This window comes from Litorimonas sp. WD9-15 (assembly GCF_050271975.1).
Lineage (GTDB): Bacteria > Pseudomonadota > Alphaproteobacteria > Caulobacterales > Maricaulaceae > Litorimonas.
This window is the reverse complement of sequence record NZ_CP189850.1, coordinates 1,981,350-1,993,966: the sequence shown is the minus strand read 5'-3', so window position 1 is coordinate 1,993,966 and position 12,617 is coordinate 1,981,350. Positions and strand designations below refer to the sequence as shown.

Annotated in this window: 10 protein-coding genes; 6 read left to right on the top strand and 4 right to left on the bottom strand. The window is 56.1% G+C overall.

The window, feature by feature from the left end; all coding sequences use genetic code 11:
- Positions 1–416: 416 nt before the first annotated feature.
- Positions 417–1,283, bottom strand: coding sequence for a pirin family protein (locus tag ACP9M6_RS09335; protein ID WP_427450498.1), 867 nt, complete (start codon positions 1,281–1,283; stop codon positions 417–419).
- Positions 1,284–1,313: 30 nt separating this feature from the next.
- Here ACP9M6_RS09335 and ACP9M6_RS09330 point away from each other — a divergent pair, with 30 nt between their 5' ends.
- Positions 1,314–1,946, top strand: a complete 633-nt coding sequence (locus ACP9M6_RS09330) for a glutathione S-transferase family protein (RefSeq protein WP_427450496.1) — start codon at positions 1,314–1,316, stop codon at positions 1,944–1,946.
- A 3-nt stretch (positions 1,947–1,949) separates the two neighbouring features.
- Here the strand turns inward: ACP9M6_RS09330 and ACP9M6_RS09325 are convergent, their stop codons facing one another.
- A complete protein-coding gene (locus tag ACP9M6_RS09325) occupies positions 1,950–3,608 on the bottom strand; it encodes an amidohydrolase (RefSeq protein WP_427450494.1) in 1,659 nt (552 codons plus the stop codon).
- A gap of 88 nt (positions 3,609–3,696) precedes the next feature.
- On the opposite strand from ACP9M6_RS09325, the gene ACP9M6_RS09320 reads away from it, so the two are divergent.
- Positions 3,697–4,494: a Coq4 family protein gene (locus ACP9M6_RS09320; protein WP_427450492.1), complete on the top strand. Its 798-nt coding sequence runs from the start codon at positions 3,697–3,699 to the stop codon at positions 4,492–4,494.
- Here ACP9M6_RS09320 and ACP9M6_RS09315 read toward each other — a convergent pair.
- Positions 4,491–5,123: a carbonic anhydrase gene (locus tag ACP9M6_RS09315; RefSeq protein WP_427450490.1), complete on the bottom strand. Its 633-nt coding sequence runs from the start codon at positions 5,121–5,123 to the stop codon at positions 4,491–4,493. The genes ACP9M6_RS09320 and ACP9M6_RS09315 overlap by 4 nt on opposite strands.
- 20 nt (positions 5,124–5,143) lie before the next feature.
- On the opposite strand from ACP9M6_RS09315, the gene ACP9M6_RS09310 reads away from it, so the two are divergent.
- The 3 genes from ACP9M6_RS09310 to ACP9M6_RS09300 all read left to right on the top strand — a co-directional run bounded on the left by ACP9M6_RS09310 (position 5,144) and on the right by ACP9M6_RS09300 (position 10,887).
- Positions 5,144–6,124 carry a fatty acid desaturase family protein gene (locus ACP9M6_RS09310; RefSeq protein ID WP_427450488.1) on the top strand — a complete coding sequence of 327 codons (981 nt, stop codon included), beginning with the start codon at positions 5,144–5,146 and terminating at the stop codon, positions 6,122–6,124.
- 11 nt (positions 6,125–6,135) lie between these two features.
- On the top strand, positions 6,136–7,494 hold the full coding sequence (locus tag ACP9M6_RS09305; RefSeq protein WP_427450486.1) for a M28 family peptidase: 1,359 nt from the start codon (positions 6,136–6,138) through the stop codon (positions 7,492–7,494).
- A gap of 189 nt (positions 7,495–7,683) precedes the next feature.
- Entirely contained in the window at positions 7,684–10,887 is a 3,204-nt protein-coding gene (locus tag ACP9M6_RS09300; protein WP_427450484.1) for an amidohydrolase family protein, read from the top strand.
- A gap of 357 nt (positions 10,888–11,244) precedes the next feature.
- Here the strand turns inward: ACP9M6_RS09300 and ACP9M6_RS09295 are convergent, their stop codons facing one another.
- Positions 11,245–12,204, bottom strand: coding sequence for an alpha/beta fold hydrolase (locus tag ACP9M6_RS09295; protein ID WP_427450483.1), 960 nt, complete (start codon positions 12,202–12,204; stop codon positions 11,245–11,247).
- Between the two features lie 172 nt (positions 12,205–12,376).
- Between ACP9M6_RS09295 and rpsU the strand changes: the two genes are divergently transcribed.
- A complete protein-coding gene (rpsU, locus tag ACP9M6_RS09290) occupies positions 12,377–12,613 on the top strand; it encodes a 30S ribosomal protein S21 (RefSeq protein WP_427450482.1) in 237 nt (78 codons plus the stop codon).
- The last annotated feature ends 4 nt before the right edge of the window (positions 12,614–12,617 follow it).

Here is a 12,617-nt window from a genome sequence, read left to right as displayed (position 1 = left end):
CAAGGCCCGGCGGTCACCGCTCGCCATAAAAGACCCAGCACAGTCCGGCGTCTCACCGCCGGATGCTCAGTCCCACCGTCTTTCAGTACCAGATAGAGAGCGCTACCCTGTCCCGTGTCTGAGAGAACATCTTAAATATAGCGCGGGTTGAATAAGTGCGGGGTTATGTTTTTTATATATGGGGATTGACCACAAAACTGTGAGACTCCCATCGCACTGTCATCCCGCACGTAGCGAAGCGAAGATGCGGGACCTATCGTCTGCAAACCCGAGCCCACGTTCTGTAACCGTTAGGCCCCGCATCTGCGGACAAAGCCCTTGTGCGGGGTGACAATTAAGGTTGCTTAGACAATTTTAATTTACATAAAGTGTGGAGTTTAGTTTTCGATAAACGTGGATTGCCACCTTTCCCACCCTCAAGGCAGGGGAATAAACTCTTCCTCATCCCCCGGCACTTTCGGGAATCGTCCTTCTCGCCAATCCTCTTTCGCCTGCTCGATCCTTTCCTTCGAACTCGACGCGAAATTCCAGTCGAGGAATCGCTGGCCGAGAGTATCGCCGCCGATCATTGCAAAGCGCGTATCCTCCGTCGCGGTCACGGTTTTCGCGGCGTCTGTGAGGACGGACATGGCGAAAATGGGCGCTACCTCTCCGTGAATGTCCAATCCGCCTTTCACAACATAAATCCCGCGCTCTTCCGCCTGTGGCAGGTCGAGCGATTGTCCGGCTTTTAAGTCGGCCTCGATATAGATATTTGGCGAAAAGGTTTTGACGGGCGAGGTCACGCCGTAAGCGCTGCCCATCATAACACGGACGCTCACGCCGTCGATATCCACCTGCGGAATGTCCTCTGCCGGATGGTGATAGAAGGCTGGGTCCGTTTCTTCCTGCTCTTCCGGCAGGGCGTGCCAGAGTTGCAAGCCGTGCATGGAATATCCGCTGGCCCGCAATTCATCGCGCGTGCGTTCCGAATGAACAATGCCCCTCCCCGCCACCATGAGGTTTACCCCGCCCGGCAGAATAGGTTGTGCATTACCGAGACTGTCGCGGTGATAAATCTCGCCTTCGAACAGGTAAGTCACGGTCGCCAGATTGATATGCGGATGCGGGCGAACATTCATACCTTCCCCCGGTGCAAACTCGACAGGGCCGAAATGATCGAAGAATATCCACGGGCCAATCGCCCGCTGTTGAATGAAAGGCAGCGCGCGGCGCACTTCGAATTCGCCGATATCTTTCGCGCGGGGGTTCAGAACGGACTTGATTGCAACGCCTGTGGTCATACTGTGCCTCTTGAAGATGGAGACCTGACTATGCTGAAATTATACGATTGCACAACCGCCCCCAGCCCGCGACGGACGCGTATGTTCTTGGCCGAAAAAGGAATTGAATATGAGAACATCCAGATCGACCTGACCAAGGGCGAGCAGATGAGCCCCGAATTTCGCAAGATCAATCCGGGTTGCACGGTTCCCGCACTGGTCACGGAAGACGGTGATACGCTGACAGAAAATGCGGGCATTGCGGCCTATCTGGAGGCCCTGCATCCCGAGCCGGCTTTGCTCGGCACGACACCGATTGAAAAGGCGCAGGTGGCGACGTGGAATTGGCGGTGCGAGATAGGAGGATTGATGTCGGCGGCGGAAGCCCTGCGCAATAGCTCCCCCGCGATGAAAGACCGCGCGCTTCCGGGGCCGAAGAACATCCCGCAAATTCCGGAATTGGCGGAACGCGGATTGATGAAACTCGGATGGTTTTTTAAAACGCTGGACCGTCAGCTTACCGCGAATGAATTTGTCGCGGGTGACAGCTATTCCGTGGCGGATATTACGGCGACGGTGGTCGTCGATTTTGGCCGCTGGGTAAAAGTCACGCCGGAAGAGGACCAGACCGCCCTCCTCGCTTGGCATGCGCGGATGAAGGATCGGCCCAGCTACAAAGCATAAAAGCTATTCCGCTTGATAGACGGGTTCACCATTAATCCAGGTCTGCAGGACTTGGATATCTTTGAGAGTAGCGGGCGCGACCGCCGTCGGGTCCGCATCCAGTACGACGAAGTCCGCCCATTTCCCCGCTTCCAGCGAGCCCAGCGCGTCCTCTTGAAACGCGCCATAGGCGTTGGTTAGGGTCATGGCTTTCAGCGCTTCTTCGACGGAAAGGGCCTGCTCGGCATACCAGCCACCGGGCGGGGTGCCGTCCAGTTTGGCGCGCGTCACAGCAAAATAAAGCGTCTCCATGGGTGTCCAAGGCTCGCCCGGCATGTCGGAATTTAGCATCAACTCTCCGCCAGCATTCAAAATCCGCTGCCACGCATAGGCGTGTTGGATACGTTCCGCCCCGACGCGGTCTTCGGCCCAACCGCTGTCACCAACGGCGTGAGAGGATTGAACGGAGGAGAGGATTTTCAAATCTGCAACACGGTCGTAGTAATCGGGCAGGACGACTTGCGCATGTTCAATCCGCCAGCGACTAAATGCATCGCCGTCCAGCGCGGACTCGTAAATATCGAGCGTGCGGTTATTTCCCTCATCGCCAATGGCATGAACGGCCATTTGGAAGCCTTTCGCCTGCGCCTCATTCGCGAGGGTTTGCAGTTTTTCGGGCGAGATACGTTCCGTCGGGCGGGCCGCGTCCGGCTTGTCCGAATAGGGTTTCGCCATCAGCGCGGTGCGGGAACCGAGCGAACCGTCATAGAAAATCTTGATGCTGCGAATGTCCAGCCAGTCCTGCGGATCATCCGAAATACCGGCTGCGAACCAGTCCGCTATCAGCGCATCATTATTTCCGTCCAGCAGGCCATAAACGCGGGCGGGTAGCGCGTCCTTTGCTCGCAGGGATTTAAACGCCGCGACGTCGAGCGGCTCCATGCCCGCCTCGTGAATAGACGTGACACCCGCCGCCGCCATCGTTTCCAGCGCGGCGATAATCGCCTCCTCCCGCATCGCCTGATCGGGCTGAGGAATATGTTGATCGACGAGGTCCTGCGCGAGAGTCAGCATGACACCTGTGGGCGACCCGTCTTCGCGGCGGAGGATGTCGCCGACTTCTGGGTCCGGTGTCTCCGCATTGAGGCCCGCGATCTCCAGCGCTTTGCCGTTATAAAAGCCGCCAAAGCCGTGCAGGCTTTCCAGTGCTACCGGGTTATCGGGAAAGGCCGCGTCCAGCGCCGCGCGGTCGGGATAACCGCGAGTGGCAAACTCGCCCTCGTCCCAGCCCTGCCCGATGAGCCACACTCCGGCTTTCGGATTGGGAAAGCGCGCCTGCAACAGCGCGACCATTTCCTCGACCGTTTCTGCACCGACCAGGTCTGCCTTAATCCGGTCCATCCCAAATTCCCGCACATGGGCGTGGCTGTCGATGAATCCCGGCACAATCGTCCGACCCGCCAGGTCGATGACGCGTGCGTCTGGATATTGATCCAGCAAGGCCACATCGCCGATGGCCGTAATGCCGCCATCCTCGCCCAACACCATCGCAGCCGCTCTCGGCTGCGCATCATTCATCGTGATGATATTGCCTTTTATCGCGACGACCTCAGATCTGTCTTGCGTCTCGGCAGCACAGGCCGAGAGCGCCAACAGGCTCGCACATATCATTAGATGTCGCATATTCTCTCTCCTCGACCCCGCGCATTCGCATAAACCATATGCAGTCTCGGACGTTGGTAGGGAAGCCATTCCGTGCTACCGAAATGATATGACCCAGAAGACGTATCACTATAATCCCGAATTGAAACAGCGCCGCCGCCCGATCAAGGCGTTCAAACATTTTCGCAATCTGATCGCGAATAAGGAAGACACGTCACAGGTTTTCAAAGTCATCGAAGCCCTGAACGGCGATAGTTTTCAGAAATCATTTCTGAAATTTGCGAATTCCGAGCGAGGCCAGCAGCGCTTGGCCGAGCGTCGCTATCTTCCACCGCTTCTCGACGATCATAATTGGTTGCGCTCCCTTCCCGATGGAAGCTTGGGTCGCGCTTATGTAGAGTTTATGTCGCGCGAAGGTCTAACGGCTCAAGGGCTCGTCGATGAATATGCGACGTCGGAAATTGACCGTGACTTCGGCGATGAGGATATGAATCTTTACGGCGACCGCTTGCGTGATACGCATGATATGCTGCATGTCCTGACGGGGTTTGGCCGTGACGCTCTGGGTGAAGCCTCTGTCCTCGGCTATAGCTATGCCCAACATGGCGGTCCGGGCGTCATCTTCATCGCTTATGGTGCGGCGTGGGAAGTCAGGAAATCCGCCCCGAAGGGTGCCCCCGTGTTGAAATCCATCCATGAAGCCCGCCGCATTGGCAAAGCCGCTCAAGATATCGTCTATCATGACCTGATGGAATTACTGCCGATGCAGTTGGATGCTGTGCGTGAAAAGCTGGGCATCGAAATGCCGACGAAATATCACGAAGTCCACGCCATGATGCGCGATAACGGAATAGACCCTTACGGCGTGATCGGTGCGGAACCCGTCGCGACTACTGTAGCAGCCTAAGCCTCTTTCGATATATCAATCAGTTTGAACTCACCTCGCTCGTCGGCCAACATAAGACGAGCTTGAATAATTGAGAAATAAGCGCCTTGGAGGGAAAGTGTCCCTGCTTCGACACGCTCCTGCACAAAATCATATTGCATCAAATTGGCGATGGATTGGCGGACGGTCTCCAACTCCATCTCGAACTGCATTTCGTGATCGGACAGTCCGCGTTTTGAAACACGGTCATGCACGTGATTGATCTGGCTGAGCCATTTATTGACATAGCCGCCCTCCGGCTCGCGCCCCAATCCGGCGATACAACCCTGAATACCGCCGCAACTCTCATGACCCATCACGACGATCATATCGACACCGATGACTTTCACAGCATATTCAATTGCCGCCGTCGTGCCGTGAAAACCTTCGTTTAAATCCGGTGGCGGGACGAGATTGGCAACATTGCGAGCGACGAACATCTGACCCGGATAAGCATCGAAAATATCCGTTGGATCCACACGACTATCGGCGCAAGCGATCAGCATGATATCGGGATGCTGACCCTCGCGGCCTAACTCTTCATAGAGCGCTTTCTGGTGACCATAGTCTCCCGCGCGAAATGATTGATAACCTTTGACGAGTCGTTCCATGCGTCTGTTTTTTCGCGTCCATGCATCTGCGTCAAGCCATGCGCGGGAATGTGCCGTTGACAGATGGGGGTGTGCGGGCGCATCTTCAAAGTATGGAACACGCCATTGATTACATTCCAAAGGAAGAGGTTCGCCGAATGGCGAAGCGGTCCGACCTTTGGGGCGCCTGGCTGACAGTTCATGTCTGGGGTGTCATCGCACTGGCGGTTGCCGCCTATATTATTTTTCCCAATCCCTTTGTTTTCGCGGCCAGTTTCCTCATCATTGGATCGCGGCAGCACGGTCTGTCCATCCTCGCCCATGACACAGCGCATGGCGTCATGTTTCAAAATCGAAAGCTGAACGAGTTCGTCGGCAAATACTTTCTCGCCGCGCCCTATGGCGGCGACATGATCGCCTATCGCCATTATCACCTGAAACACCATCGCCATACGCAATCAGAAAACGATCCGGACCTACCTCTTTCAGCCAAATTCCCGACAACAAAAGCCAGTTTGAGACGAAAGTTCCTACGGGACATTACGGGTCGCACCTATCTGCGACTGCGTATCGCGAGTTGGAAGATGCGTAAGGGCGGAGAGAAAGTGGAAGGCTCTGACGCGTTTCAGAAATCCTCGCCCATTCCATTTTTCGTCAGCAATGCGATCCTATTCGGGATTTTTATCCTGATCGGGCATCCTTGGCTCTATCTCACACTCTGGCTTCTCCCCATGTGGACGTGGATGTTTGCCGTGCTGCGCCTGCGCAATATTGCCGAACATGCGGTGACGACCAATGACGATAATCCGCTCACCCATGCGCGGACAACACACGCCAATGTGATAGAACGCATCCTGTTCGCGCCCTATTGGGTCAATTACCACGTGGAACATCACGCCTATATGTTTGTGCCTTGCTATCGTCTGAAAGCCCTGCACAAAGCGATGGTCGCGAACGGGCATGAGCCCGATATGGAAATTCAGAATGATTACGGGGCAGTGCTCAAACTTGCCTCTGCTTAAGAGGATATAGAATGAAACGTCTTGCACTCGCCGCCACACTCTTGCTCGGTGTTTCCACCGCTTCTGCGCAGGATTACGGCCCACCGTCCGAAGTCCAAGACCTCTATTCCGTTGCCGTCGAGCCCTCTGCCGACCGCATCCAAGCCGACATCCAGACCCTCGTCGATTTCGGCACACGCCACACACTGTCTGAAACCGAGAGTGACACACGCGGCATCGGTGCGGCGCGGCGCTGGATCTTCGCGGAGTTCGAAAAAATCTCGTCGGAGTGCGGCGGCTGTCTGGAAGTGATCTACGTCAGCGACACGATTGAGGGCGAGCGGCGCATTCCAAATCCGACAGAGGTCGTGTCGGTCCTCGCCATTCAACGCGGCACAACCGACCCCAACCGCTATGTCATGATGAGCGGCGATATTGACAGCCGCGTCACCGACCCGCTCAACGGCACGGATGACAGTCCCGGCGCGAATGACAATGCCTCCGGTATGGCAGGCACGATCGAGGCGGCGCGCATTTTGTCCAAACGCAAATATGCGGGCAGCATCATTTATGCGGGTCTGTCCGGCGAGGAACAGGGACTGTTCGGCGGCAAGATCGTGGCGGACTACGCGTTGGAACAAGGCTGGGAGATTAAGGGCGTCCTGAACAACGATATGATTTCCAACATTACGGGCATAGACGGCGTGACGAATAATTCGACCGTCCGCGTGTTTTCCGAAGGCACCCGCGCCAATGAAACCGAAGCCGAAGCCCGCGCCCGCCGTTTCACGGGCGGCGAAGTGGACAGCCCGTCCCGCAATCTCGCGCGTTATGTCAAATCACAGGGCGACCAATATCTGACCAATCTCGACATCATGATGGTCTACCGCCTCGACCGCTTCGGCCGCGGCGGTCATCACCGCCCCTTCAATGTCGTCGGCATCCCCGGCATCCGCATCATGGAAACGCACGAACATTATGACCGCCAGCATCAGGATTTGCGGACAGAAAATGGTACTGAGTACGGCGACACGATGGAGGGCGTCGACTCTGTCTATGCAGCCAAACTCACGGCCCTGAACGCCATCACTCTCGCAGGGATGGCGGGTGCGCCGCCCTTCCCCGCTAATGTCGAAGCCTCAGGCGCGGTGCAGCTTTCCGCCAAACTTGAATGGGAAACGCCGCCCAATGGCTCGAACCTTGCGGGATATCGCGTGCATTGGCGCCTGACGACGGAGCCGGAATGGACACATTCTCGCTTTGTCGGGAAAGTGAATGAATGGACCTTCGAGAATTTGGTAATTGATAATTACTTTTTCGGCGTGAGTGCGGTGGCGAAAGATGGAAGTGAGACTCCGGTCGTGTTCCCCGGGGCTGCGGGGCGGTTCTAATCCTCCTCTCCAAGGGGAGAGGAGGATTTCCATACCAAAGCAACCGAACCGCATGGCGGTTCGGCGCTCCACTGCAATCGGCCCACAGGGGCGATTGCGGGCGTTTCGCGTCCCCTCTCACGCGAAAAGGCATGATTTACCTCTGCCCTTCCCCCACAACACATTTAAATTGAAAATCGAGGCTTCCTGATGACTCTCAAAACCGCCCTTCTCTCCACTATCGCCCTTACTGCAGCGTCGGCCATTGCCCTGACCGCTTTCGCCGACTCAAAACCTGATGACGCCAAAGAAGACGCAAAATGGGATGTGCAAAACCCGCCCGGAGATAAGCGCAAAATCGACATCAATGTCGATGAGGGCACATGGATGAGCCTCGACGTTTCGCCCGACGGCAAAACGATCGCCTTCGACCTCCTCGGTGACATTTACACGATGCCCGCCACGGGCGGGACCGCCAAAAATATCGCGTCCGGCATGGCGTGGGATATGCAGCCGCGCTTCTCTCCTGATGGCAAGGAAATCGCCTTTACGTCGGACCGTGCGGGCGGTGACAATATCTGGGTGATGGATGTGGACGGCGAAAATGCGCGTCAGATCACGAAAGAGACCTTCCGCCTGATGAATAACCCGACCTGGTCACCGGACGGCACCTATATCGCGGCGAAGAAACATTTCACGACCTCGCGGTCCCTCGGCACGGGTGAAATCTGGCTCTATCACACCAAGGGCGGCAGCGGTGTGCAGCTCGTGAAGAAACCGTCCGAGACGCATCAGAAAGAACTCGGCGAGCCCATCTTCGCGCCGGATGGCAAATCGATTTATTACACGCAGAATACGACACCGGGCGGGCAATTCATCTATGCCCAGAACAGCCATACGGAGCTGTTCCAGATTAAGGAATATGATCTGGAGACTGGCGAGATCAGCACAGCCGCTGGCGGGTATGGCGGCGCGGTGCGCGGCGCACCCTCACCCGACGGAAAGTCCCTCGCCTTTGTCAAACGCGTTGAAGCGAGGTCCAAGCTGTTTCTGAAAGACCTCGAATCCGGTGAGGAGCGCATGATTTTCGACGATCTGGATCAGGACATGCAGGAAACCTGGGCCGTCCAAGGCGTCTATCCAAATATGGATTGGTCGCCGGATGGTGAGTCGATCTATTTCTGGGCCAAAGGTAAAATCCATAAGCTGAATGTCACCAGCGGCAATTTCAAAGCCATTCCGTTTAAAGTCCGCGATACCCGCACCGTGATGGATGCCCCGCGTCCCAAAGTCGACGTCGCGCCGGATGAATTCTCCATACAGATGCCCCGCTTTGTCCAGATGAGCCCCGACGGAAAATCCGTCGTCTTTGAATCGCTGGGCAAACTCTACATCCGCGACATGGCCAATGGTCGTGTGAAAGGGCTGACCAAACTGCCTAAAGAGGTGCGCGAGCTTTATCCGAGCTGGTCGCGTGACGGGAAATCCGTTGCCTTTACGACATGGACAGATGCTGACCTTGGCGCAATCCACACGATCAATGTCGCGACCGGTAAAATCACGACCCATACGGATAAACCCGGCCATTATAAGCGCCCGCGCCTGTCCCCGTCGGGTGACTTCCTAACCTATGAAAAAGGGGGTGGCTCTTCTCTGACCGCGCCGACCTATACGGATGATCCAGGTCTCTACGTTCAGGCCATTGGCGATAACGACCCCATCCGGATTTCAAAATCCGGCTCTGACCCGCATTTTGACGGAGATGATCTGCGCGTCTTTTTCACCAAAAATATCGATAGCAAAAGCACGCTCGTCTCGACCAATCTGCTCGGCGATGACCAGCGCGAACATGCCAGTTCAAAAATGGCGCAGACCTATCTGATCTCACCAAATGGTGATTATGTCGCCTTCCGCGAGAATTATAATCTCTTCGTCATGCCGCTCCTCATGGGTCCGCAAAATGTCGGCACGGGTATGACAACGGGTGAACTGCCCGTCGTGAAAGTCAGCGAAGGCGGCGCGACCTATCCGAGTTGGTCAAAGGACGGCACGCTGAATTGGTCGCTCGGCCCGAACGTCTTCTCCGCGACGATTGACGAAATGATGAGCGATGATTTCGAGCCCGTCACGGATGGCACGTCAATTTCCTACAAAGTCAAAAAGGACGTGCCGGATACAACCGTCCTCCTCCAAAATGCCCGTCTCGTCACCATGGCTGACAAGGATGGCGGCGTCATGGAAGAGACGGACATCAAGATTGAAGGCGACCGGATTGTTGAAATCGGTCAGAATCTGAAACGGCCCTCCGGCAATGGCGTTGTGATTGATCTGGAAGGCAAAACGGTTGTCCCCGGCTTCATCGACGCCCACGCGCATGGCCCGCAGGGGACAGACGAGTTGATTCCGCAGCAGAATTGGGAAGCCGTCGCGACCCTCGCCCTCGGTGTGACAACCGTGTTCGATCCCTCCTCCCGCGCCAGCGAAATCTTCGCCGCCGGAGAAATGCAACGCGCCGGCATGCTCCTCGCGCCGCGCACATATTCGACAGGTGAGGTCATTTACGGTGCGAAAGCCCCCGGCTTCTTCGCCAATATCCAATCTGAGGACGATGCCCGCGAGCACGTCTCCCGCCTGAAAGAGCAAGGCGCGCACGGCGTGAAAAACTATAACCAACCGCGTCGGGATCAGCGTCAGCAAGTCGTGAAAGCGGCGCATGACGAAAATCTGATCGTCGTCGCAGAAGGCGGTTCACTCTATCATATGGACATGTCCCTCGTGCAGGATGGCAACACATCCGTTGAACATAATCTGCCGCAGGAATTTATCTATGATGATGTTGTGCAGATGTATTCGCAGACGAATGTCGCCTATACGCCCACCCTCGCCGTGACCTATGGCGGCGTGCGCGGTGAAGCCTATTATTATGCGCGTGAGGATGTGTGGAAACACCCGATCCTGTCGGCCCATACGCCGCCCGCCCTGCTGCGATCTCAATCTGTCCGTCGTGAAACCGCGCCGGATGCGGATTACGCGGATGCAGCCTCTGCCGCCGTGTCCAAGAAACTGCTGGAAGCGGGTGTGCCCGTTTCCATCGGGGCGCATGGTCAACGCGAAGGTCTCGCCGCCCATTGGGAAATGTGGAGCTTCTCACGTGGTGGGATGAGCCCCGTTCAAGCCCTCATGACCGCAACCACTGAACCTGCGCGTCATCTTGGGTTCGCCGATGACATTGGGTCGTTGGAAGAGGGGAAATTGGCGGATTTAGTCATTCTCTCTGACAACCCGCTCGACGATATTCGGAATACGGATAAGATTGAGCATGTCATGATTGGCGGGCGGTTATATGAAGCCGCGACCATGAACGAGGTATTCACCGGGGATAAGGAACGGTTGCCATATTATTGGGAGAAGTGATTTTTTGGTCCAGTGAATCAAAAACTTATTTCTAAAGCTTGGCCGAAGGCCAACTTCAAAATACCAAGCGGTTGAACGGATGTCATACCGACGCGACCCGCAGGGCCGCCCGGTAGCCATGTCGTAAAGGTGACGTAAAGAACCCAATCCTAATTGTTGTCATTGCCCGACTTGATCGGGCAATCCATTCGCATCGACTTCGGTTTAAATGTTGAGTTTTGTTTGAGCCGCGACTGAATGCGAATGGATCATCCGATCAAGTCGGATGATGACATAAAATAAGTTTGGTCGTTAAACCGCCACCTTCACGGCATTGGCACCGGGCGGGCTTTGCCCGCGACGGTGTGACGTCATCGCTTAAACTGATGCTCTCCGGCCCAACCACTCCACCATTGCCCCGTTCAGGGCTTCCGGCGCGTCCCACATGGCCCAGTGCCCGCAGTCCGGAATGTTAACCCGTTCCAAATCCGGACACATCTTCACCATCGGTTCTGTCAATTCCGGCGGCAGCAGCAGGTCCCCCTCGGGACTTATCATCAGAACAGGCTGCGTGATCCGGTCACTCATGCCTTCGGCTAATTCCCAATTCACATCGATATTCCGGTAGAGGTTCATGCCTGTCTCGAACCCCGTCCGCGTGTAAGCCTCGACAAAATGCTTCCGGTCCTCATCCTGCAACACTTCGCCCTTGAGCTTGGGCGAACCCGATTTCAGGAACTTTTCGAATTTTGTCGGGATGAAGGTAAAGGTCTCGTCCATCTTCGCACCCGGAGGGGTGGAGCGGAACATAAGGCGGAAGAACCCGTCCGCGTCCTGCGCAAACATCTCCGCGACGTCGGGGCCTCGGTCTCTGAATTCGATAAAATAATGCTTCGCGCCGAACCGCTTTTCGATGATCTTCAGCGGGCGCACGGGCGCACGGGACGTATGCGGGACGCAAATTCCGATGACGGCCTCCACGCGGTGCGAAATCATCCGCGCGGCGTGCCAGACAATAGACCCGCCCCAATCGTGACCGCAGATAATCGCGCTGTCCAAGCCATAGGCGTCCATGACCGCTTCCATATCGGCGATGAGTTGCGGCATGGCATAGTGAACAGGGTCAGCGGGCGCGGAGGACTGCCCAAAGCCGCGCAAATCATAAGCAATCACGCGGTAGCCCGCCGCGACCAATGCGGGGACCGTATTTTTCCAGCTATAGGCAACTTCCGGCCAACCATGGACAAGCAATATGGCCGATCCGTCCTCCGGCCCGTCCGCATAAGTTGCGATCTGAAAGGAATCGGAGGGAACGAAATGCGGGCTTTGAAAGTTCATAGGGTAGGATATGCCGCAGAAATCGGTCCATGACACCCGAATTTGGGCTTTTATGTGTGCAATTCCGCCCTTTACGACGCCGCCGCAACCCTGTAGGTAGCGCCCAACTTGAAGGGCCCTGCGACCGTAGCGGGGCTTTTGGCTTTTGAAGATAGAAACGAGATAACCGAACATGGTTGAGATTTACGTCCGTCAGAATAATGTTGATCAGGCCCTCCGCGCCCTGAAAAAGAAGATGCAAAATGAAGGCATCTTGCGCGAAATCAAAGCGCGTAAACATTACGAGAAGCCATCCGAGAAACGCGTTCGCGAAGCGCAGGAAGCCGTCCGTCGCGCCCGCAAACTGGCCCGTAAACGTGCCCAGATCGAAGGTCTGATCCCTTCGAAGAAAAAACCTGCGCGCCGCTAGGTCG